Genomic DNA, 22462 nt, shown 5'->3' with positions numbered 1-22462 from the left:
CTCTCTCTTGACTGGCTTAGCTTAAGTTATTCATCTTCATCTGCATCATTTGCTTCAATGCCGGAGAGGCGTCAGATTCGACTCCTTTACTCCAGGCATCGCGCGCGCCCTGCCTGTCACCTTTGGTCAGCAGCGCTTCGCCGCGAATATCGGCCACAATGGCTGTCCAGCCATCACCCTTCACACCGTCAAGGGTTTTAAGCGCCGCATCCGCTTGATTCTGTTGCAGTTGAATGCGTGCCAGGCGCAGGTTAATCACCGCCTGCAGATTGGCATCTTTCGTATCTTTCAGTCCGTTTTGCAGCAGCGTTGCGGCCTTATCAAGCTGACCGGCGTCAACATACTGCTTCGCCAGATCCATCGCAGCCAGCGCACCGTAGGTATTGCTGTTTTCACTGGCAAAGCGGTTAACCGCTTCCAGCGTTTCCGGTTTATCCGCCTGCATGGCGCTGGTGAGCTGCTGATACTGCGCGGACACGGATTTCGCCGTATCATCCTGATGACTGCTCCAGTAACGCCAGCCACCCAGCGCAGCAATGCCGATGACTACGCCAATGGCTAACGCTTTGCCATTACTGGCAAAAAAGTTGCGCAGCGCGTCGGTCTGCTCGTTCTCATTGCTATACACTTCCACGCAATCCCTCTCCTTTCTATGGTTGGTGCTGTGTCACGCTTACTGTAACAGCGTGCGTAATACAGCAGCAGCCTCTGCCTGATCCAGCGTTTGCTGCTCGCCACGGCGCAGATCTTTAATCACGACCTGACCGGCTTTGACTTCATCTTCGCCTAACACCAGGGCAACGCGTGCGCCCCACTTGTCAGCACGGGCAAATTGCTTCTTAAAGTTGCCGCCGCCAAAGTTAGTCATCAGCCTCAGTTCCGGCGCTTCATCACGCAATTTCTCAGCCAGTTGCATCGCAGCAGACTGCACGCCCTGACCTGAAGCGATAACATAGACATCCACATTGCTCGTCGGTTCAAATTCAGGATTAACCGCCTGAACCAGCAACACCAGACGCTCCATGCCCATGGCGAAACCCACGGCAGGTGTTGCACGACCACCAAGCTGCTCAACCAGGCCATCGTAGCGACCGCCGCCACACACCGTGCCCTGTGAACCCAGGCTATCGGTGACCCACTCAATCACGGTGCGGTTGTAATAATCCAGGCCGCGTACCAGACGCTGATTGACTGTGTAGCTGATGCCAGCGTCATCCAGCAGCGCACACAGGCCGCTGAAGTGCTCGCGAGACTCGTCATCCAGATAGTCGCCAAGCTGTGGCGCATCATTCAGCAGTTGCTGAACCTCGGGATTTTTACTGTCGAGAACGCGCATCGGGTTACTGTACATGCGGCGTTTGCAATCCTCGTCCAGCACCGCTTTGTGCTGCTCAAGGAAGGCAACCAGTGCGTCACGATAATGCGCGCGTGCTTCCAGTGAACCGATAGAGTTGAGTTCCAGGCGAACGTGCTCAGAGATACCCAGGGCTTTCCACCAGCGGGCATTCAGCATGATCAGTTCAGCATCAATGTCCGGTCCCTGCAGACCAAACACTTCCACGCCAATCTGATAGAACTGACGATAGCGGCCTTTCTGCGGACGCTCATAGCGGAACATGGGTCCCATGTACCACAGGCGCTGTTCCTGGTTGTAGAGTAAACCGTGTTCGATACCGGCGCGCACGCAGCCTGCCGTGCCTTCCGGACGCAGCGTCAGGCTTTCACCGTTGCGGTCATCAAAGGTATACATCTCTTTTTCAACCACATCGGTGACTTCACCGATGGCGCGTTTAAACAGTGGGGTTTGCTCCACCAGCGGTAAGCGAATTTCGCTGTAACCGTAGCTCGCCAGCGTCTGCTTGAGAACGCCTTCAATCCGTTGCCAGAGGGCAGTATCCGCAGGCAGGTAGTCGTTCATCCCGCGAATTGCCTGTATATTCTTCGCCACGTTAAAATCTCTTAATGCAAAAAAACCTGTCCGGCATCATACCTTATGAGGATGAAACCGCACAGGTTCAGTCAAAAAAGTCACGTACGCAGGCCGCGCACGCCATTATTTTTCCAGATGCTGAACATCAATACGGCGGCTGGCATCCAGCATCGACGCTTTGGCACGAATGCGCGCTTCCAGCTGATCGATCATGTCATTGTTGTCGAGACGATCGCGCTGACGCACACCATCTTCGTAGAAACCGCTCTTCTTGCTGCCGCCGGTCACGCCCAGCGTAGAGAGGGTCGCTTCGCCCGGTCCGTTGACTACGCAGCCGATAATGGAGACGTCCATCGGCGTGATGAGATCTTCCAGACGCTGCTCAAGCGCGTTGACCGTACCGATGACGTCAAACTCCTGACGTGAGCAGGTCGGACAGGCGATGAAGTTGATACCGCGAGAACGAATGCGCAGTGACTTCAGGATATCGAAACCGACTTTGACTTCTTCAACTGGATCGGCCGCCAGCGAGATGCGTAGCGTATCGCCGATCCCTTCTGACAGCAGCAGTCCCAGGCCAATCGCCGATTTCACCGCGCCCGCACGTGCGCCACCCGCTTCGGTAATGCCGAGATGCAGAGGCTGTTCGATCTGTTTCGCCAGCAGACGATAAGATTCAACGGCGAGGAAGACATCTGACGCTTTTACGCTGACTTTGAATTGATCGAAGTTAAGACGGTCGAGATGATCGACGTGGCGCATGGCGGATTCCAGCAGCGCCTGTGGCGTCGGCTCGCCATACTTCTCCTGCAGATCTTTTTCCAGCGAACCGGCGTTTACGCCAATTCGGATCGGAATATTATTGTCGCGTGCGCAGTCGACCACCATACGGATGCGCTCATTGTTCCCGATGTTACCGGGATTGATGCGCAGGCAGTCAACGCCATATTCGGCGACTTTCAGGGCGATGCGGTAGTCAAAATGAATATCTGCAACCAGCGGGACGTTCACCTGCTGTTTGATCAGCCTGAACGCTTCTGCGGCATCCATGGTAGGCACCGAGATACGAACGATGTCGACACCGACTCGCTCAAGGGCTTTGATCTGATTTACCGTCGCTTCCACGTCAGTGGTGCGGGTGTTGGTCATCGACTGTACGGCGATTGGCGCGCCGTCACCGACCGGCACCTTGCCGACGTAAATGCGTTTGGATTTACGGCGGATAATGGGTGCTTCGTTATGCATATTTCTTCTCCACAATTGCCCGGTACGCGATACGCTGTTATTGCGCACCCAACGTCAGGCGAGCAACCTGGTTATTACGGATAAAACGGCTTAAATCAACGGGCTGATTCTGATATTGCACCTGAACCGCGGACGGCGCGCCAATTTTCAGACGATACGGAGGCGTTCCTGCCAGGCTGAGTTTACCACCACTGCGCTGAATACCGCTGAACAGTTTTTTGCCGGTGGCATCACTCACTTCCAGCCAGCAGTCGGCGTTAAAAGTCATGACCACTGCGTTAGGGTCAGCAGCCGGTTCACTGACCGCGGCTGCGCCGACTGGCATCTGAGGTGATGTGCTGGTACCGGACTGGGTGGCTGCAGGCGCAGCCGCCGTGTTTTCCACAGGAGCCTGACTCGGCGACACCACCGCATTGCTGCTGGTGTCCTGCTGTGCAGCAGTCGCGCCATTGCTGGCGCTGGCGGCCGGAGCCGTACTCGCTGGCGTGCTGGCCGCACTGTTATCGCGGGTCGTGGTATTGCTTTCGTCAGGCGCGGCAGGTGCCACGCTGTCACCGCTGGATTCACCCAGCGGAATCGACTGACCGTTATCACTGCTGCTGTTCTGATCGGTCATCGGCACCAGATCATCCTGCGACGCTTTATGATTCTGCCACCACCAGGCGCCGGTCAGACCCACCACCACAAACACGACCAGCCAGGTGAAAATCATCAGCCAGCCGTCGCGTTTTTTGCGGCGCTTACCCAGTGAGAAACTTTGCATCGGTTCGATTTTTGCAGCCCGAACCGGTGTCTGTTTCGCCATCATTGGCAGCAGTTCCTCTTCAGGAATGTGCACCAGACGCGCGTAAGAACGAATGTAGCCGCGCAGGAACGTAGAGGCTAAATCGGCAGGCGATTTGTCTTCCTCAATGTCACGCACGGTAGAGAGTTTCAGGCACAGGCGCTCAGCGACGTTCTGCTGCGTCAGCCCCATCTGCTCACGGGCCAGACGCAGGCGTTCACCTGTTGAATGTAATGCAGAGTTTTCTTGAGTGGCTTCAGTATTCATTAGCTAAATAACGCTGGTACTGTATCGATTGCGGAAAACGTCGCGCTAACTGGTCGCCATAACGTGAAACGTCAGCGGCATTTCCCTGTAGCGCGGCGAAACGTAAGTGTAACGCCAGACTTCGTGCCGTTTCGGGCAGCTGTTGCTGGTAAACGTCGAGCAAAACCTGCACCTTTGCCAGTTGGTTATCTGCCATCAGCTTTTCAGCTTCCGACAGCAACGAATCCGCTTTGCGTCTGTCGGCCTCAAGGGCCTGGCGTAACGTCCTGCGGGCAGTGGCAACATCGCCCGCCTGCAGATAACAAAACCCTGCCAGTTCACGCGTGTCATTACGTGCATCAAACTGAGGTGCAGCGCCTGCCCGACTAAACTGTTGATGCGCTTCGTCATACTGCCTTAAAGCGCAGAGAAACGCACCGTAATTGTTAGCAACAAAACCATTATCCGGGGCCTGCTGCTGTGCCAGTATAAACCGTGCCTGCGCCGCTGTCTGATTACCCTGCTGCTGCGCCAGCCGTGCCAGTGCAAGCGAGACCCGGTAGTCCTCGGGCGCGGCGGCCTGTGCACGCAGAAAGTTTCGCTCAGCTGCGGTATAGTCTCCACCGGCCAGATAGTGCATCCCTAACTGCAGCCGCACCTCTTCAGCGCCAGGTTCGTATGGCTGGCTGACACACCCGCTTACAACAAACAGCGCCAGTAAAGCAGCAGGTAATCCGTTACGCATAATCGTTTCCATCCGGTTGACGTTGACAGGCTGCAGCCTGCCACGCGTCATCACTTCAGGAAACGCACTCTGCCACTCTTCTAGAGAGCCTTCACAGATATGGCTTCACCCGCCATTTTTTTACGCAGCGTTCGCTTAGTACGGTCGATCACTTCTCCGGCTAACTGACCACAGGCGGCATCAATATCGTCGCCACGGGTTTTACGCACGATGGTGGTAAAACCATAGTCCATCAGCACCTTGGAGAAACGATCAATGCGGCTGTTTGAGCTACGGCCATACGGCGCACCCGGGAAGGGGTTCCATGGAATCAGGTTGATTTTACACGGTGTTTCTTTCAGTAATGCGGCAAGTTCATGCGCATCGTCGGTGCTGTCGTTGACATGATCCAGCAACACGTACTCAATGGTCACACGTCCCTGATTGGCGTTGGATTTACCAATGTAGCGTTTCACCGCCGCCAGGAAGGTTTCGATATTGTACTTTTTGTTGATCGGCACGATATCATCACGCAGCTTATCGTTCGGCGCATGCAGGGAAATGGCCAGCGCGACGTCAATCATATCGCCCAGTTTATCCAGCGCAGGAACAACACCTGAAGTAGAGAGGGTCACGCGACGCTTCGACAGACCAAAGCCGAAGTCATCCAGCATGATCTCCATCGCCGGGACCACGTTATTGAGGTTGAGCAGCGGCTCACCCATGCCCATCATCACCACGTTGGTGATAGGACGCTGGCCGGTGATTTTCGCTGCGCCGACAATTTTCGCCGCACGCCACACCTGACCAATAATTTCTGACACCCGCAGGTTACGGTTAAAGCCCTGCTGTGCGGTCGAACAGAATTTACACTCCAGCGCACACCCCACCTGTGACGAAACACAGAGCGTAGCGCGGTCGCCTTCCGGGATGTAGACCGTTTCCACCAGCTGGTCACCTACACGAATGGCCCATTTGATGGTGCCGTCGGTAGAGCGCATCTCTTCCGCCACTTCTGGTGCGCGGATCTCCGTCAGCTCCATTAGCCGGTTACGCAGCTTTTTGTTGATGTCGGTCATCTGCTCGAAATCATCGCAGCAGTAGTGATAAATCCACTTCATGACCTGATCGGCGCGGAACGGCTTTTCACCCAGCGACAGGAAGAATTCGCGCATCTGCTGACGGTTGAGATCCAGCAGGTTAATTTTCTGGTTTTTGGGGGAGACGACAATAGGGGATGCGGACGCGGACGTCACAATCTGTTCGGACATAATATTCTCTGGCCTCGTTGTTACACGTTATGGCGCTGTTCAGGGATAGGTGAAAAAATTGCGCCTTCATTAAGCGATGTCAATGAAGGCGCAATATTGTACAACATCTGCGGCCTGATAACAGGCGGGAGTGACCTCCCCTACGCAGATTTTTGTAAAGCCGCTGTAACGTTTATCGCCGGGCGATTAACGAGTACGTGGGCAGATTTCGTTTTCGCCGAAGAAATAAGCGATTTCACGGGCAGCAGATTCCGCTGAATCTGAACCGTGGGTCGCGTTTTCGGTGAAGCTGTCAGCGTAGTCAGCACGCAGAGTGCCAGCCAGTGCGTTTGCCGGGTTAGTGGCACCCATCAGGTCACGGTGACGCTGAACGGCATTTTCACCTTCCAGCACGGAAACAACAACCGGGCCAGAGGTCATGAATTCAACCAGACCATCGAAGAATGGCTTGCCCTGGTGCTCAGCGTAAAAGCCTTCAGCCTGCTCTTTGCTCAGCTGCAGCATTTTAGCGCCAACGATTTTGAAACCTGCGCTTTCAAAACGGTTGTAGATAGCACCAATCACATTTTTAGCGACGGCGTTTGGCTTGATGATAGAAAAAGTACGTTCGATTGCCATGATGACCTCTGTCTTGACGTTCTGAAGAAACCGGTGGCGTCCGCCCCGGTTAATAAACGGCGCCGATTATAGGGGCTGAGTCCGGCATTGCCTATCAGAGATCCCTAATTTGTTGAAAATTCTTGATCTGAGTCGAAGCGGATGCGCTTCAGTTATGATTTAGCGCAGAAAACCATCATCCCCGACTGAAGTTGACCGAGACAAGCTGGCCCTCTTCATCCATCACCACCAGCTGATACTCGCCTGGATGATCAAGATGCAGCGACATCTCTGCGGCGTTTTGCGTCGTGAGAGGCTCACCATTCAGGAACCACCAGCGCTGCGCGCCCTGCCCTCCCTGCACCGCGACCGGGATCGTCAGTGCACTGTTGCCCGGCAGTGGCTTAACGATTTGTCCCTCAATGACGCCGGTGACGATCAGCGGTGCACTGCTGCCCTGCTGTAGCGGTGGACAGTGCGTATCAACAGCTGGCAGACGCTGCGCCCGCCGCTCCTGAGGCGGCAGCCAGGCTTCCAGCGGCAGCGGCCAGACCAGCCGTTCGTGACGGGTGGCGCCGGGGCAGTCAGCGGCAACGCGCAGTCCCTGCGCATTCTGCCAGTAACTCAGGCGTAATCCGCTGAGGCTCTCCTGACCCGGTGCCAGCAGCGTTGGCGGCAGAGTGTCTGAGGCGACCCAGCTTTGCCGCCGCTGACGACAGTTTTCATCTCCGGCGGGCAGCGGCTGACCACCAGGCCAGCAGAGGGTCGCTACCGTGACCGAGGCCGGACGCGGATCGCTTGGCACGTCACGCCTGCCGAGTCGGCTCATCAGCATGCTGTTAATCTGATTCATAATCGGCACAGCAGAGGCGAAACCAAACTGCCCGGCAACCGGAGTGGCATCCGGGCGCCCGACCCAGACGCCGATCAGATAGCGAGGATTGATACCCACCGACCAGGCGTCGCGATAGCCGTAGCTGGTGCCGGTCTTCCAGGCCAGCGGCACCACGTCGGGTACGCTGCCATTACCGGCAGGCTGCGCTTCGCCTGCGAGGATACGCCGGATGATCCACGCCGATTCCTTTGATAGCAGCGGCCGTTGCTGCAACGGTTGATCGGGCATCCAGCGCAGCTGAGCGGCATTGCCGTGACGGGCAAAGGCGCTGTAGGCTGCCACGATCTCATCCATGCGCGCCCCGGTGCCGCCAAGAATCAGCGAAAGATTGGGTTCCGCGCCAGGCGGAAAACGTAAATTCAGCCCCACATTACGCAGCCGCGCCGCGACGTTTTTTGGCCCTAGTGCTTCCAGCAGCTGAACGGCGGGCAGATTCAGGGAGCGTACCAGCGCCTCACTGGCGCTGACCGGTCCGTGAAAACCGGTGTCAAAGTTGCCGGGCCGGTAATCACCAAAGCGACGCGGCACATCCTGCAGCAGCGATTCGGCATGAATCAGCCCTTCGTCCAGCGCCATGCCGTAAATAAAGGGTTTTAACACCGAACCTGGCGAGCGCACGCTGGCGATCATATCCACATGACCAAAACGGCTGTCATCAGTAAAGTCAGCCGAGCCGACGTAGCCACGAACCGCCATGGTGGTGTGATCCACCACCAGCATGGCCAGTGAGGTGCGCGGCGGCAGCTGATTTTTAACGTTCAGCGCCAGGCTTTCCAGTTCGCGCTGCAGTGAAGGATCGAGCGTAGAGACAATCTTATCGCTGCGGCTGCTCGACAGCAGTCGCCGGGCCAGCAGCGGTGCCATCTGCGGCATCTGGCGCGGCGGCAGCCACACCGGCTCCTGACGGATTTCCGCCACCTGTTCAGCGGACCAGATGCGGTATTGCGCCAGTCGATCCAGCACTTTATTGCGAGCGGCTTCCGCCCGTTCAGGCCAGCGATCGGGCCGCAGACGGCTGGGTGCCTGCGGCAACACGGCCAGCAGCGCCGCTTCGCCTGGTGTCAGCTGTGACGGCGCTTTTCCCAGCCAGCTCCAGCTTGCTGCGCCCACCCCTTCCAGCGTACCGCCAAAGGGCGCACGGTTAAGATAGAGCGTCAGGATGTCACGTTTGGAAAGATGCCACTCCAGCTGCAGCGCACGCCACGCCTGAATCAGCTTGCCCCGCAACGTGCGGGGTTGCGGGTCGATAAGGCGCGCCACCTGCATAGTCAGGGTGCTGCCGCCGGAAATCACACTCTGATGACGCAAATCCTGCCAGGCGGCACGCAGCAGGGCCAGAGGGTTGATGCCGGGGTGATACCAGAACCAGCGATCTTCATAGGTCAGCAGCGCCTGCAGATAAGCCGGTGCCACCTCCTCTGGCGTGACCGGATAGCGCCAGATACCCTTGCTGTCAGCAAAGCGCCACAGCGGCGTACCGTCGCTGGCCACAATGACCCGTGCAGGCTGCACCTGTTTAAGCGGAAGCGGAAACAGCCGATCCAGTCCCCACGTCGCCAGCCATAAACCCAGAAAAAAAAGCGGCAGCACGAGCCACCCCTTTTTAAGGGTGCGAGGTTTTAACACGCGTCGCGTCACTTACTGAATATGCAACTGCGACGGCGTGCTGCCGGTGGCGCGCCACTCCGGCACATACATCGACTCCACCTGTGGAGGCGGCACCAGGAAGCGACCCGGCGTGACCGCCCGCGCCAGATAGACCAGCGTTGCGGGACGATAAGTATCCACCGCCAGTGCCGCGACAAAGCGATCGTCGCGGAACTCAATGTGTTTAATGTCGGCCTGCTGCATGTCGCCCATGCTCTCCTTCAGCGCATCCGCACTGTCACCGAGGCTGGCGCTGCTGTCGGCCAGATTCTGGTTTTCCAGCTCCAGACCGGCAGGCAGCAGATCCACCACCAGCGCATCATTGATGCTGCGCTTTGACGAAACGGTCAGACGCACTACCAGCAACTCCCCGCTGCGCAGATTACTGAGATCGGCGGCTTTGCCATCCAGGGTGAAGTATTCACGTTTTATCCCGAGCACATTGCTCTCCGGCTGTGGGGCGGTCAGCGGATAGCCTGTCACATCCAGACGACCATACAGCGGTGCACTGCCCGGGTTACGGATGGCTAAGCCCTGCAACAGGCGTTCAGCCGCCAGCCCTTTATTCAGTGGCGCATCGCCCTGCAGAGGTTCAGGATTGCCCGATAATAGCGCCTGCCAGCTTCCGCCCTGTGCACGTTGCAGAGTGTGTGCTGCCAGATAAAGTGCATTATTTTCCTGCGTCGAGAACCAGCGTTTGCCGTTGACCTCTTTGGACAGGGACAGCAGCAGACTATTTTGCAAATCCGGCTGCAGCTTATTTTCTGCTAACAGGGCAATCATCATCCCCTGATCGCGCACCGTGCTGCCGTAGTCGCCATACCACTCGTTGTCTGAACGCGTCAGCGTAGCTCCCTGCATGATCGCCTGCTGTGCACGCTGTCCGTCACCCATCAGCTTCAGCGCTACACCAAGCTGCATCAGCGCCAGGCCGGAACGAGCTTTCTCTCGTTTTTCATACAATGCACGCAGCGCACCCAGTGGCGCACGCTGCTGACGCGCCAGCACGAGTCCGGCGTAAGCCTGTACGCTGAACTGCAGCGCGGCATTGTTATCACCGCCGCCGCTTATCTGCGAGGGATCCTGCAGATAGCGCAGCAGCCGTGCATTAGCGCGCTCCACCACATTATCCGGCAGCGCATAGCCCACCTCGCTGGCGCGAAGCAGGAAGTCCGTCACGTAAGGTGTCAGCCAGAACTCCTCTTCACCTTGTTTATCCCACAGCCCGAAGCTGCCGTTAGCGCGCTGCATCCCGGCCAGACGGGCAATACCGGTGTCGACGGCGGCCCGTCGTGCTTCATCGCTGCTGGTTTTAATGCCCATCGCGGTCAGCTCAGCATGACTGGTATAGAGCGAAGGCCAGAGCCCGCTGGTAGTCTGCTCCAGACAGCCGTAGGGATAGGCATAAAGCGCACTGATATAGCTGGCGATATTCAGCGGCGGACGATTGCTCAGCGTCAGCTGTCCGCTCAGGGTTTGTGCATCCAGCCCCGTAAGCGCCGCCGCCGCGACCTCCCAGGGCTGATCGGGGCTGATCACGGCATCAAAGTTCAGCGTCTGCGCCGGATAAGGCGGTCTGACGCCAATTTTCCACTGCTGTCTGCCGGGCTTAACCTGCTCACCCGGCAGGTTCAGACCGGAAATCTGTACGGTGATCTCGCCATCACCAAAACCCATTTTCGCCGTGACCGGAATCTGCAACGTGCTGCGTGCACCTTTAGCCAGCGTGACGCTCTGGCTGGCAGCACCGGCCAGATCCACCAGGCCACTGCTGGAGAGATCCACCTTCAGGGTTTGCGGCAGATCGGTCAGGTTAGTGAGATCCAGCGCCAGAGATGCCGAGTCACCGCTGGCCAGGAAGCGCGGGGTGGCCAGTTCGCTGATCAGCGGCGCCGCAACCACCAGTTTGCGTTCGGCCGCGCCGAAGCTGTCATCGCTCCATGCCTGGGTCATCAGTCGCAGTTCGCCGTTAAACGCCGGGATCGGCAGCGTAATCGATCCGTTGCCCTCTTTATCCAGCGTCACCGCCTGTAACTGCTGTGCGACGATATTGACGTGCGTCACCGGTTTTTTACCGCCGCGCGTCATCGATTCATCCTCGCCATCACCACCAAAACGCAGTGCCGCAAGCCGGCCGCCGCCTTCGATCAACTGACCAAAGACGTCATACTGATCGACGTTGTAGCGTTTACGGCCAAAGAAAGCCTGCCACGGATCGGGGGTTTTATAATCCGTCACGCTCAGTACACCACTGTCCACCGCGGACAGGAGCACATTCACTTTTTCTGGTAGCGGACCGCCGTCACGACTGGCGTGAATGTTGACCGTCAGGCGTTGCTCCGGGCGAATTTTATCGGGTGCCGCAAGCGTCAGGTTTAAGCGACGTGCTTCAGTCGCCATCGGCAGGTGCAATAGCCCTACCGCGCGTTTGGGTGTTGCGCCGCTGACCTTATCGCCGTCACGCACCACAATAGCGCTGAAGTAGAGATCGTGCCGCTGCCAGCTCTCAGCCACCGGCACATCCACCGTTGTGCCGCCCTTTGGTACGGTCAACGGCTGCCACCAGAGCGTGCCGCTGCTCGACTCCACCATCAGGTAACCTTTACCGGCCGCCGGTGATTCGACCTGCAGGTGCACGGTATCGCCCGGCTGGTAAGCGGCTTTGTCCAGCTTCAGTCTGACCTGATCGGGACGCAATGCACCTGTGCCGTTGGTGTTATCCTGCCAGTCATAACCCGCCTGGAACCGGACGCTGCTGACGATCTTCTCGCCCGCCTGCACTTCCAGCCGGTAGTGGCCCCACTCGACCGGGAAGCTGACTTTGGTGCTGCCATCTGCCGGGATAGAGATGGCGCGTTCATCTTCCTGCAGATCCTTGTCGCTATACTGCGACTGCCAGCCTTCGCTGTCAGAGAAGCTCCAGTAGTAATCGCGGCGCTCACGGATCAGGCGCACATCCAGCTTGTCCGCTGCCAGTTTTTTGCCCTGACTGTTGGCATAAACAATGTCGAATTCGGCCAGGCTCTGTTCCGGCACGGTAGGCTCATCGTGATAGCTGTCACTGCGGTAGTCATAAACCGCCTTGTTACCAAACAGCGGCCGGATACCCGGCAGGGCGTCAGCGGGCCAGATGGCCTGGGTGGCACGACGGGTGACCGGACGTCCGCCGGTCTCCAGCAGGCTGGCCTGCAGGATCAGGTTAAGCGGGGAGTGCAGCTGATCCCACTGATTTTCTACCGTGAGTTGTGCTTTACCGCTGGCATCGAGCTTGAGGTCCACCTCATCCAGCGTGCGCTTTAATCCCTCTTCGGTGATGTCACCAAACTGGTAGCCTGGCAGTGCAGTCACCGCCTCGCGTGCCGGTCGCAGATAGAGTTGACCCTGTAGCGTGTTACCTGCTGCTGGGGCGCCATAGAGATAGCGACCTTCAATGCCGAATTCAACACTGGCATCAGCGGCCTGTGGCTGAGGGTCATTTTTCAGGGTTAACGCCATACGCTCCGGCAGAAAATCTTCGACGTGAAACTTCCACTCGCGCTTGAGGTTATCGCCGGTATTCAGTCGCAGCATCCAGTCGCCGGTCATGGCCGACGCGGGCAGCGCCAGTCGCTGCTGGTAGAATCCCGCTTCAGACTGCCAGACAAAGGTCCGCATCACCTGGCCGTCAGGCTGCACCAGCTCCGCTTTGATCGGCTGGGCGGGCAACGGATGTCCGTCGGCATCGCGCAGCAGCGCATTGACGATGACGATTTCGCCGGGCCGGTAGATATCACGTGGGCCAAAGACAAACAGCTGTTTGTCATAGCCCTGCGGTCCGGCAACCGGAAACTCAGCGAGATCCAGCGCCGGACGCGCCAGGTCGATCATCGAGGTCTGTTCACCCTGCACGGCCAGCAGGAGCTTACCTTTTTCATCCGCTTTCAGGCGCAGATGACCGGTGCTGTCACTGGTGCCGCTCTGCAGAACCTGCCCTTTCTCATCCAGCAATCTGACGCTGACGCCGGAAAGTGGCTGGCCGCTTGCCAGACTCTGGGCAAAGAGTTCGAACTGAGCCGGGAAGCGGTGCAGTGACAGGCCAATATCGCTCAGGGTGAAAAGCGTGGCGGGCTGGCTGTAGTGATAAGTCCCGGCCTGCTTCATGACGGCCAGATAGACGCCGGGCTGCTGAAGCACCTTGATGTCACTCATCGGCAGTTGCAGTTTTTCACGCGTGTTTCGCGCCGGGTTGAGCTCAAAGCGTCCGCTATAAACCAGCTGGCTGCTTTTCAGCAGCTCCTGCGACTGCCAGCTTGAGAGGTTGTTGCCGTAATTCCACTGCGAGAGAAATTCCGCCAGGCCGGCATTCTTTATCCGGAAGAAATCGACATCGACCTGGTCAACATTCAGCGCCAGCACCGGCAATCCCTGGGTGATACGCAGCGGCAGCAGTGAACCGCGACTGGCAAAGCCCACCATCGGCTGGATATCACGGGTGGCGATTTTCTGACTGTAATCGGCGGCAAGCGTCTCACCGCTGGCCGCACGCAGTCCCGCATCCACCGTGACGGTGAAGTGGCGCGACGGCTCGGGATGGCGGAAGCGCAACGTTTTACGATTAGCGGCAAGTTCCCAGCCGCCATCCACCCGGCCCTGTTTATCGTCGGTCAGCCTGACTTTCTGCGTGATGTCCTGTTTGTCATCCAGTGGCTGGCTGAAGGTTAAGACCAGCGCAGCGGCACCGTCGATCTGCAGTTCCGAAAGATCGATAATCGTCAGCGGTTTGCTGACCAAGGCGGTTGCGGGTACCTCTGCCGCCTGGAGAGGCAAAACAGGTAACAGGGTCGCTGACAGCAGCGAGCCACCGATCAGCATACTGAGCAGCAGCCGGGTAGTGCGTTTCTTCATGGTAGTTCCTTCACCGGGACGCAGGGAGTGTCGTTTAATTACGCTGCGCAATTTCATATCAATGCTCGCATTTAATCAACGCTTCTCTTGAGATGGCGCGCACATTCCCTGACACTGGTATGACAGATTGCTGAGATGAGGTTGTTATGACGACGCCACTGATTGTGTCCGCCGACTGGTTACAAGAGCACTACAATGATGAGCGGCTTCAGGTGCTGGATGCACGTCTGTTGCCACCCGGGATGGAAGCGGTTCGCGATGTTCAGGCTGAATATCTGGCGGGTCATCTACCCGACGCCCCTTACTTTGATATTGAAGCGCTTTCCGATCACACCAGCCCTTATCCGCATATGCTGCCACGTGCCGAGACCTTTGCCGTCGCGATGCGCGAGCTGGGCATCAGCAGTGATAAGCATCTGGTGGTCTATGACGAGGGCAACCTCTTTTCCGCGCCACGCGCCTGGTGGATGCTCAAAACCTTTGGCGTGGCGCAGGTGTCAATTCTGGCCGGTGGTTTGCAGGGCTGGAAAGAAGCCGGTTTTGCGCTCGCAACTGGCAACGTGAATCTCCCGGAAGGTGAGTTTGAAGCGCACGCGGATGAAAGCCGGGTTAAACGCCTGACGGACGTGCTGCTGATCAGTCATGAAGGCGGCGCACAGATTGTTGATGCGCGTGCCGCTAATCGTTTTAACGCTGAAGTGGACGAACCGCGTCCCGGCCTGCATCGCGGACATATTCCCAACAGCCTGAATGTGCCGTGGAATACGCTGGTTGAGCAGGGAAAACTTAAGCCGGAAGCGGAGCTGCGCAGGCTGTTTGCCGACGCGGGCGTTGATATTACCCAACCGGTAGTCGCCAGCTGTGGCTCAGGCGTAACGGCGGTGGTATTGATTCTGGCGCTGACGGCGCTGGGCGCTCGGGATGTCACGCTGTATGACGGATCCTGGGGCGAATGGGGCAGTCGTGACGACTTACCGATTGCAAAATAATAAACAGGCGGCTGATAAGCCGCCTGTTTATTGATAATGCCTGGTTCGTTCTGCTGTAATACCGACGTTGCACAGGAAAAAGAGTCAGATCGGAAAGTCGCTTAAGCCAATCCATGGCCGCTCGGCCTACGCGTCGTTGTTCAAAAACGCCTGGCGTTTTTGTCCATGGCGCGGGACGCTTTCCTCTTCTGGCCCTGCTCTCTGCGCGTTAAGCTTATTCGTTGCGGCCAGATTCCCCTGATGCGGGATTATCAACTGTCTGAGGCGGCCCATGAGCCGCCTGTTCTTTTAAGTGAATCAGATAATCCGCTCACTGCCCTTGAAGTCGCGCAGGAAACTGCCCCAGCGACGCTCATAAAATGGCGGGATGTGGGCGGTAAAGAAGTGGCTGATGCCACGGTCGTGCAGCGTGACTTCACAGATATCAATCGGTGCATCGTCCGGCAGCGTGTCCGTTGCCACACTGCCCGCCGCCTGAATAATCGCCTCAATGTTGCTGTCAGCTTCAATACCAATCAACAGATTGGGCGCTTCATCAGCCCGCTCACGAATACTGGCGACAAATGCCCGGCGCACCTGTTTATGCTTACTGAACAACTGCGTCAGCGAATCGATCATCTGCGCAGGTGGCTCGGCCACTTCAGACAAGAGCAGGGACTGTCGGCCTTCCAGCACGGTTTGCTGGCTTAGCGCACTGCCCTCCTCAGCCAGCAGATGGGTGATCTCGGCTGCAGTAAACTCTTTACCGGAAGGCAGTTTGGGATTGAGAAACAGCGTCTCGCCGCGTGTGATCTCAAACAGCGTCCGGACCGGCAGACGCAGCCAGGATTGCTCACCGCTCACCGCTTCACTCATCGCCTCTTCAGACGTGAAAAAAGGAATGATGCTGCTGCCATCCTCTTTTTCCCAGTGCTGCAGATCAACGGGCGTGCTGGCATCAAGCTGTTGCGTGGTGCTTTCGCCTGGAACAAAGACATCAGACTCCAGCAGCAGTTGGAAAAATTCGGGCCGATGGGCAGGCTCGGTGGCTGCCAGCTTCAGCACCTCTTCAAGACGGTTCATAGTTTCCCTCTGAACAGCGGCGGCATCCGCCACCGCTGAGCCTTACTTATTTCAGTAACAGATTGGCGATGGTACGCACGCCAAGACCTGTAGCACCCGCCGCCCATTGATCAACCGCGCCCTTGCGATAGGTCGCGGAGCAGTCGATGTGCAGCCAGCCCTGCTGATAGTTGCTCACGAAATGGGACAGGAACGCTGCCGCACTGCTGGCTCCTGCCGCATGAGACGGGCTGGCGATGTTATTGAGATCGGCGAAGTTAGACGGCAGATGGCTGCGGTGGAATTCAGCCAGCGGCAGACGCCAGAACGGCTCGTTCTCACTTACCGCGCTGCCCATCAGCGACTGCGCCATCACATCATCAAAGGTAAACAGCGCATGGTAGTCGTTGCCCAGCGCCGTCTTGGCCGCGCCGGTCAGCGTTGCAGCATCGATGATCAGCGTCGGGTTCTGCTCGCTGGCGTCGATTAAACCGTCGGCCAGGACAAGGCGACCTTCCGCATCGGTGTTCATAACTTCCACCGATTTGCCGTTGCGATAGCGAATGATGTCGCCCAGCTTGAAGGCGTTGCTGCTGACCATGTTATCGGCACAGCAGAGGTAGAGTTTGACGCGCTTGTTCAGACCACGCGAAATCGCCATAGCCAGTGCACCAGTAACGGTCGCCGCACCGCCCATGTCAGACTTCATCGAGTCCATAAAGCTGCTCTGCTTCAGGCTGTAGCCGCCGGTATCAAAGGTGATGCCTTTACCGACCAGACAGGCGTAAACCTGTGCATTCTCATCGCCGGTTGGGTTGTAGTCGAGCGCCAGGTAAACCGGCGGGCGATTTGAACCACGTCCCACCGTGTGCAGGCCCATATAGCCCTGAACACGCAGATCGTCGCCTTTAGTAATGCGATAGCTGACGGCGCTGCCGCCCACTTCACTGATCAGATCAACTGCCGTATGCGCCAGCTGTTCCGGCCCCAGATCTTCTGCAGGCAGGTTAATCACGTTGCGGACCCAGTCGATGATTTTCAGACGGCGATCAAACTCCGCCTGCTCATGTTCGCCCAGCGCTGGCCACTCAACCTGACGCTGACCTTTCGGGCCACGGAAGCCCTGCCAGAATGCCCAGCACTGCTCCAGGTGCCAGCCTTCGCCGGTCAGCGCCACGTGGCGGATCCCCTGGCTGTCGATTTTGTGCGCCGCACGCTGGATGGTATTCAGCGCATCCACGCCGGTGAGATGCAGCGTCATGCCGCTGTCGTTGCTGCTCAGAATCGCTTTTTCGCCCCAGCGCGCATCGGCGGGCTGGCTGCTAAGCGTAATGTTCATGGGTTGTGTGGTCATCGAAAAGCTCCGTAATCGTTATCTGTTTCGTCCAGCCTGATTGTTATGACGGCTTTAATAAGATGTTAAATGTATTTCGCAGAGACCTGATAACAGATTCCGCCGGACGTTGCCAGCGAAGCGCCCATATTGGCGCAGTTTCCGGACTATGACCGGGTATCAGGATTTCATTAAGGCCCGCAGCCGGGTCACCGACTTCTGCACCAGGGCAATGGCGTAGTCGATCTCTTCCTCGGTCGTGAAGCGTCCCAGCGAGAAGCGCAGCGAACTGTGCGCCAGCTCCTCACTTACGCCCAGCGCGCGTAAAACATAGGAAGGCTCCAGGCTGGCAGAGGTACAGGCCGAGCCGGAAGAGAGGGCCAGATCTTTCAGCGCCATGATCAGGGATTCACCCTCAACGTCAGCGAAACTGATATTAAGAATGTTCGGCGCACGCTGATGCGGGTCGCCATTGAGGGTAATGTCCGGCAATACGCTGATACCCTGCCACAGACGATCGCGCAGCGCCTGCAGACGCGCCATCTCGGTTTCGCGCTCTTCTGCCGCGATACGATAGGCCTCGCCCATGCCGACAATCTGATGCACCGGCAGGGTGCCGGAGCGCATCCCGCGTTCATGTCCGCCGCCGTGGATCTGCGCAGCGATTAGTACGCGCGGTTTACGCCGCACATAGAGCGCGCCAATGCCTTTCGGTCCATAGAGTTTGTGAGCTGAAAAGGACATTAAATCGATCGGTAACTGGCTGAGATCGATGGGCAACTTACCGATGCTCTGGGTCGCATCGACATGGAACAGAATCTCACGTTCGCGGCAGAGTTCGCCAAAGGCGGCAATATCCTGAATCACCCCGGTTTCATTATTCACGTGCATCAGAGTGACTAAAATGGTGTCGTCGCGTAGCGCCGCACGCAGCTGGTCAGGCGTGATAATGCCGTTTGCCGCCGGCGCCAGATACGTGACATCAAAACCTTCGCGCTCCAGCTGCTGACAGCTGTCGAGCACCGCTTTGTGTTCCGTCTGGCTGGTGATGATATGTTTGCCGCGCGCCTGATGGGCATGGGCTGCGCCTTTAATCGCGAGGTTATCGGATTCGGTGGCGCCAGAGGTAAAGACGATTTCGCGCGGATCGGCGTTGACCAGTTCGGCGATCTGATTGCGGGCAACATCGACCGCTTCTTCAGACTGCCAGCCAAAACGGTGCGATCGCGAAGCCGGATTACCGAACGTGCCATCCAGCGTCAGAAACTGCATCATTTTGCTGGCCACACGCGGATCGGCCGGCGTGGTGGCGGCATAATCCAGGTAAATCGGTAATTTCATTGCGCTACAGCTCCGTATTAAAAATCATACGTCTTTATAGCAGATTCGGCCCTGACCGCGTTAGCAGTAAGGGCCGCAATAGCGGGGACTACGAGGCGCGCTGGTTGACGTTAATTTCCTGCGAACGCGGGCTCTGGAAGCGGCGATTATCGATCGCATTCTGACGATCGGCCACATCCAGAATCTCCTGATTATTCACCAGCTCAGCCAGCGTAATATTGTTCAGGAAGTCACTGATACGTACGCTCAGATCGCGCCACAGAACGTGGGTCAGACAACGCTCGCCGCCCTGGCAGCCTTCTTTGCCCTGGCATTTGGTCGCATCAACCGACTCATCAACCGCAGTAATTACCTCGCCGACAGAGATGGTGTCTGACGCTTTACCCAGCAGATAACCGCCACCCGGGCCACGAACGCTGGAAACCAGGTCGTTTTTACGCAGTCGGGAGAATAACTGCTCCAGATAGGAGAGCGAGATGCCCTGACGTTCTGAAATATCAGCCAGCGGGACCGGACCTTCATGGGAGTGAAGGGCAACGTCCAGCATTGCAGTAACGGCATAACGTCCTTTGGATGTCAGTCTCATAGCGTACAACCTCAATAGCGTCCGGTTATCGGAGGATTAGCAACAGATGCCATGAAGTCTGACATTCCCGAGTAAATTGGTCAACTATTTAACCTGGTAAATTAGTCAGGTATTTAACCAGGTAATTTACTCAACTATTATCTGCTTCTTTTTTCTCGTTTTTCCGCTTTTCAAACGACGAAAGCATACCGCGCAGGATGTTGAGTTCATCACGTTCCGGGCGGGCGCGGGTATAAAGACGACGCAGTTTGCTCATCACCTGGCCTGGATTGGCTTCGCGGATAAAGCCGCTGTTCAGCATCATCTGTTCCATATGCTGATAGAAGCGCTCAAGGTCATCCACCAGCGGATAAGGGGATTCTTCATACTTCGGTGGCGGGCTGGCCTGCTCCTGAGACTGTAACCATGCCATGCGCACTTCATAGGCGATAATCTGTACCGCCATCGCCAGATTCAGTGAGCTGTACTCCGGGTTGGCCTGAATCGCGACGTGATAGTGACACTTCTGCAACTCTTCGTTAGTCAGGCCGACACGTTCACGACCAAACACCAGTGCGACCGGTGCCTGCTGGCCCTCTTCCACGCTTTTTACGCCGCATTCACGCGCATCCAGCATCGGCCAGGGCAGCGAACGTGAACGTGCGCTGGTACCGACCACCAGACTGCATCCGGCGATGGCCTCATCCAGTGAATCAACGATTTTTGCGTCGCCGATAACGTCACTGGCACCGGCAGCCAGGGAGATCGCCTGTGAGTCGGGTTTGACCAGCGGATTAACCAGATAGAGGTTGGTTAAGCCCATGGTTTTCATGGCGCGCGCAACGGAGCCCATGTTACCGGTGTGAGAAGTCTCGACCAATACGATACGAATATTTTGCAACATGATTAGGGATACTCAGAAACGGGTCAGTAAAATCAGTGGAGAGAATCGTAACATAAAGCAGGACATTTACCGAACACGCTGCTATACTCCGCGCCGTTTTCCCCGTTCTTTAACATCCAGCGAGAGATACCGATGCATCCCATGCTCAACATTGCCGTGCGCGCAGCGCGCAAGGCCGGAAATTTAATTGCCAAATATTATGAAACCCCGGACGCCGTCGAAGCCAGCCAGAAAGGCAGCAACGACTTCGTAACCAATGTTGACCGCGAAGCAGAACGCCTGATTATCGAAATTATTCGTAAATCTTACCCGAAACATACCATCATCACTGAAGAAAGCGGTGAACTGGCGGGCGAAGATCAGGACGTTCAATGGGTTATCGATCCGCTGGATGGCACTTCTAACTTCATCAAACGTCTGCCCCACTTTGCTGTTTCTATCGCTGTGCGCATCAAAGGCCGCACTGAAGTCGCCGTCGTTTACGATCCAATGCGCAATGAACTGTTCACCTCTTCACGTGGCCAGGGCGCTCAGCTGAATGGCTATCGTCTGCGTGGCAGCATTGCCCGCGATCTGGATGGCACCGTTCTGGCAACGGGCTTCCCGTTCAAAATGAAGCAGCACGCGCCAGCTTACATGAACATCCTGACCAAACTCTTTACACAGTGCGCTGACTTCCGTCGCACCGGCTCTGCTGCGCTGGATCTGGCCTATGTGGCTGCGGGTCGCGTAGATGGCTATTATGAGATTGGCCTGAAGCCGTGGGATTTTGCGGCGGGTGAACTGCTGGTTCGTGAAGCGGGTGGTCTGGTCACTGACTTCACCGGTAACCACGGTTATCTGCTGTCAGGTAACCTGGTCGCGGGTAACCCGCGCGTGGTGAAAGCTATGCTGTCGAACATGCGTGATGAGCTGAGCGAAGCGTTAAAACGCTAAGTTTCATTACGGAAAAAGGCGGCTTTTCAGCCGCCTTTTTTATTGCCTGCTAATCAGTGATGATTAACGACGTTCGTGTGCCAGCACCTGACGGGGCTGAGTACGACGACCCACCATACCCATCACACCAGCCAGTGCGGCTTCGATGATCAGCAGAATCAGGGCATACCAGCTCGCTTTAGCGGTCGCAGCAGCGGCTTTTTCGCCCGCTTCACGTGCTTTCTGCTCAGCCTGCTGTTTCAGTTCATTATACTTCTGGACGGCCTGCTGATAGCTCTGCTCGGTTTTCGCAACGATCTGATCCACTTCCTCATCGCTTTTACCGGTACGCGCTTTAATGATATTTTTCAGTGCGTCACGATCGGCTGCCTGCAGAGTATCTGAATGACGATCCATTACACCTTTTACCCAGTTAGTCAGATCGGTATCCGCTGTCTGTGGGTGGTTCGCAGTGTTGTTAGCCTGGTTTTCCGCATTCTGCGCTTCTTTATTTGCGTCCTGCTTCAGATTCTCTGGCTGTAATTCCGGCTTACCGGTCTGACGTAATGTGGTTTCCAGTTCGTTTTGCAGGTTGTCTAAATTAATATTATTTTCCTGCAGCTTTTCTTTTGCCATTTGAGTAACCGAAGGCGCAGCAGCGGAAATACCACTACCCAGCGCCTGGAAGCCTGAACCCACAATATTCATCGCGCCGCCTAATACGCTGGTTGCCAGCGCAATAGCCAGGTAAATAGTGAAAATTGTGCTAAGGCCAAACATCAGTAAACCGTGCAGTGCGCCTTCACGCTGTGCCAGTCGGCCGGCAACATAACTACCTGCCGCCATCGCAACCAGCATCTCAATAGCCGTCCAGACCAGCGCGCCAGTGCCAAGGCCGTCCAGCGGATTCTGTTCTTTCATCGGATCAATGGTGGTGGCCCCAATGGCTGTGCCCAGCAGCGTCAGAATGATATGAACGATTAATGCACAAATAACACCGGCAAAGACCGCGCTCCAGGAAATACGTTTTAACGGTAGTCCTGCCGGCCCGGTCGCCAGCGTTTCGGTGTAGCCATTATTAATACGGGTATCAGCCATGAAATATACTCCTCGCAATAAACAGCAAGCTGTTCTGATCTTTTATCATCCCG

At 56.8% G+C, this 22462-nt stretch carries 17 protein-coding genes; 2 read left to right on the top strand and 15 right to left on the bottom strand.

The genetic code is table 11. The features are described 5' to 3' along the window. Positions 1–16 precede the first annotated feature (16 nt). The 9 genes from K6R05_RS05150 to K6R05_RS05110 all read right to left on the bottom strand — a co-directional run bounded on the left by K6R05_RS05150 (position 17) and on the right by K6R05_RS05110 (position 14223). Positions 17–634: a YfgM family protein gene (locus K6R05_RS05150; protein ID WP_161734341.1), complete on the bottom strand. Its 618-nt coding sequence runs from the start codon at positions 632–634 to the stop codon at positions 17–19. A 39-nt stretch (positions 635–673) separates the two neighbouring features. Beyond that, positions 674–1948 carry a histidine--tRNA ligase gene (gene hisS, locus K6R05_RS05145; RefSeq protein ID WP_161734343.1) on the bottom strand — a complete coding sequence of 425 codons (1275 nt, stop codon included), beginning with the start codon at positions 1946–1948 and terminating at the stop codon, positions 674–676. A gap of 105 nt (positions 1949–2053) precedes the next feature. Continuing rightward, positions 2054–3175 carry a flavodoxin-dependent (E)-4-hydroxy-3-methylbut-2-enyl-diphosphate synthase gene (gene ispG / locus K6R05_RS05140; RefSeq protein ID WP_003848692.1) on the bottom strand — a complete coding sequence of 374 codons (1122 nt, stop codon included), beginning with the start codon at positions 3173–3175 and terminating at the stop codon, positions 2054–2056. Between the two features lie 37 nt (positions 3176–3212). Continuing rightward, positions 3213–4226 (bottom strand): cytoskeleton protein RodZ, encoded by a 1014-nt coding sequence (gene rodZ, locus K6R05_RS05135; RefSeq protein ID WP_222925130.1) that lies wholly within the window; start codon positions 4224–4226, stop codon positions 3213–3215. Further along, positions 4216–4950, bottom strand: coding sequence for a type IV pilus biogenesis/stability protein PilW (gene pilW, locus K6R05_RS05130; protein WP_222925129.1), 735 nt, complete (start codon positions 4948–4950; stop codon positions 4216–4218). The genes rodZ and pilW overlap by 11 nt, the downstream gene beginning before the upstream one ends. A gap of 80 nt (positions 4951–5030) precedes the next feature. Beyond that, positions 5031–6200 (bottom strand): dual-specificity RNA methyltransferase RlmN, encoded by a 1170-nt coding sequence (rlmN, locus tag K6R05_RS05125; protein WP_161734349.1) that lies wholly within the window; start codon positions 6198–6200, stop codon positions 5031–5033. 186 nt (positions 6201–6386) lie between these two features. Further along, positions 6387–6818: a nucleoside-diphosphate kinase gene (gene ndk, locus K6R05_RS05120; RefSeq protein ID WP_003848684.1), complete on the bottom strand. Its 432-nt coding sequence runs from the start codon at positions 6816–6818 to the stop codon at positions 6387–6389. Between the two features lie 175 nt (positions 6819–6993). Further along, positions 6994–9318, bottom strand: coding sequence for a peptidoglycan glycosyltransferase PbpC (gene pbpC, locus K6R05_RS05115; RefSeq protein WP_222925128.1), 2325 nt, complete (start codon positions 9316–9318; stop codon positions 6994–6996). A gap of 12 nt (positions 9319–9330) precedes the next feature. Continuing rightward, on the bottom strand, positions 9331–14223 hold the full coding sequence (locus tag K6R05_RS05110) for an alpha-2-macroglobulin family protein (RefSeq protein WP_222925127.1): 4893 nt from the start codon (positions 14221–14223) through the stop codon (positions 9331–9333). Between the two features lie 146 nt (positions 14224–14369). On the opposite strand from K6R05_RS05110, the gene sseA reads away from it, so the two are divergent. Next, complete coding sequence (gene sseA / locus K6R05_RS05105; RefSeq protein ID WP_222925126.1) at positions 14370–15212, top strand: 3-mercaptopyruvate sulfurtransferase; 843 nt, start codon at positions 14370–14372, stop codon at positions 15210–15212. A gap of 297 nt (positions 15213–15509) precedes the next feature. On the opposite strand, the gene sseB is transcribed toward sseA, so the two are convergent. The 5 genes from sseB to trmJ all read right to left on the bottom strand — a co-directional run bounded on the left by sseB (position 15510) and on the right by trmJ (position 20396). After that, the gene (gene sseB, locus K6R05_RS05100; protein ID WP_222925125.1) at positions 15510–16274 is read right to left on the bottom strand and encodes an enhanced serine sensitivity protein SseB; all 765 of its coding nucleotides are present in this window, start codon (positions 16272–16274) and stop codon (positions 15510–15512) included. A 46-nt stretch (positions 16275–16320) separates the two neighbouring features. Further along, positions 16321–17607, bottom strand: coding sequence for an aminopeptidase PepB (gene pepB, locus K6R05_RS05095; protein WP_161734359.1), 1287 nt, complete (start codon positions 17605–17607; stop codon positions 16321–16323). 159 nt (positions 17608–17766) lie between these two features. After that, positions 17767–18927: an IscS subfamily cysteine desulfurase gene (locus K6R05_RS05090; protein ID WP_222925124.1), complete on the bottom strand. Its 1161-nt coding sequence runs from the start codon at positions 18925–18927 to the stop codon at positions 17767–17769. Positions 18928–19015: 88 nt separating this feature from the next. Continuing rightward, positions 19016–19513, bottom strand: coding sequence for a Fe-S cluster assembly transcriptional regulator IscR (gene iscR / locus K6R05_RS05085; protein ID WP_013358736.1), 498 nt, complete (start codon positions 19511–19513; stop codon positions 19016–19018). A 130-nt stretch (positions 19514–19643) separates the two neighbouring features. Continuing rightward, positions 19644–20396, bottom strand: a complete 753-nt coding sequence (gene trmJ, locus K6R05_RS05080) for a tRNA (cytosine(32)/uridine(32)-2'-O)-methyltransferase TrmJ (protein WP_161734363.1) — start codon at positions 20394–20396, stop codon at positions 19644–19646. A gap of 132 nt (positions 20397–20528) precedes the next feature. Between trmJ and suhB the strand changes: the two genes are divergently transcribed. Next, positions 20529–21332, top strand: coding sequence for an inositol-1-monophosphatase (gene suhB / locus K6R05_RS05075; protein ID WP_222925123.1), 804 nt, complete (start codon positions 20529–20531; stop codon positions 21330–21332). A 63-nt stretch (positions 21333–21395) separates the two neighbouring features. Here suhB and K6R05_RS05070 read toward each other — a convergent pair whose 3' ends face one another. Beyond that, positions 21396–22409: a TIGR04086 family membrane protein gene (locus tag K6R05_RS05070; protein WP_222925122.1), complete on the bottom strand. Its 1014-nt coding sequence runs from the start codon at positions 22407–22409 to the stop codon at positions 21396–21398. Positions 22410–22462 lie beyond the last annotated feature (53 nt).

The organism is Pantoea alfalfae (assembly GCF_019880205.1).
Taxonomy (GTDB): domain Bacteria; phylum Pseudomonadota; class Gammaproteobacteria; order Enterobacterales; family Enterobacteriaceae; genus Pantoea; species Pantoea alfalfae.
The sequence above is the reverse complement of the archived record's forward strand: the minus strand, read 5'-3'. Positions and strand labels throughout refer to the sequence as shown.

Bases quoted from the DNA above. Each gene is read 5' to 3' on its own strand.
- ispG (WP_003848692.1), bottom strand. From the start codon at position 3,175: ATGCATAACGAAGCACCCATTATCCGCCGTAAATCCAAACGCATTTAC.
- rodZ (WP_222925130.1), bottom strand. From the start codon at position 4,226: ATGAATACTGAAGCCACTCAAGAAAACTCTGCATTACATTCAACAGGT.
- pilW (WP_222925129.1), bottom strand. From the start codon at position 4,950: ATGCGTAACGGATTACCTGCTGCTTTACTGGCGCTGTTTGTTGTAAGC.
- rlmN (WP_161734349.1), bottom strand. From the start codon at position 6,200: ATGTCCGAACAGATTGTGACGTCCGCGTCCGCATCCCCTATTGTCGTC.
- ndk (WP_003848684.1), bottom strand. From the start codon at position 6,818: ATGGCAATCGAACGTACTTTTTCTATCATCAAGCCAAACGCCGTCGCT.
- K6R05_RS05110 (WP_222925127.1), bottom strand. From the start codon at position 14,223: ATGAAGAAACGCACTACCCGGCTGCTGCTCAGTATGCTGATCGGTGGC.
- sseA (WP_222925126.1), top strand. From the start codon at position 14,370: ATGACGACGCCACTGATTGTGTCCGCCGACTGGTTACAAGAGCACTAC.
- sseB (WP_222925125.1), bottom strand. From the start codon at position 16,274: ATGAACCGTCTTGAAGAGGTGCTGAAGCTGGCAGCCACCGAGCCTGCC.
- pepB (WP_161734359.1), bottom strand. From the start codon at position 17,607: ATGACCACACAACCCATGAACATTACGCTTAGCAGCCAGCCCGCCGAT.
- K6R05_RS05090 (WP_222925124.1), bottom strand. From the start codon at position 18,927: ATGAAATTACCGATTTACCTGGATTATGCCGCCACCACGCCGGCCGAT.
- iscR (WP_013358736.1), bottom strand. From the start codon at position 19,513: ATGAGACTGACATCCAAAGGACGTTATGCCGTTACTGCAATGCTGGAC.
- trmJ (WP_161734363.1), bottom strand. From the start codon at position 20,396: ATGTTGCAAAATATTCGTATCGTATTGGTCGAGACTTCTCACACCGGT.
- suhB (WP_222925123.1), top strand. From the start codon at position 20,529: ATGCATCCCATGCTCAACATTGCCGTGCGCGCAGCGCGCAAGGCCGGA.
- K6R05_RS05070 (WP_222925122.1), bottom strand. From the start codon at position 22,409: ATGGCTGATACCCGTATTAATAATGGCTACACCGAAACGCTGGCGACC.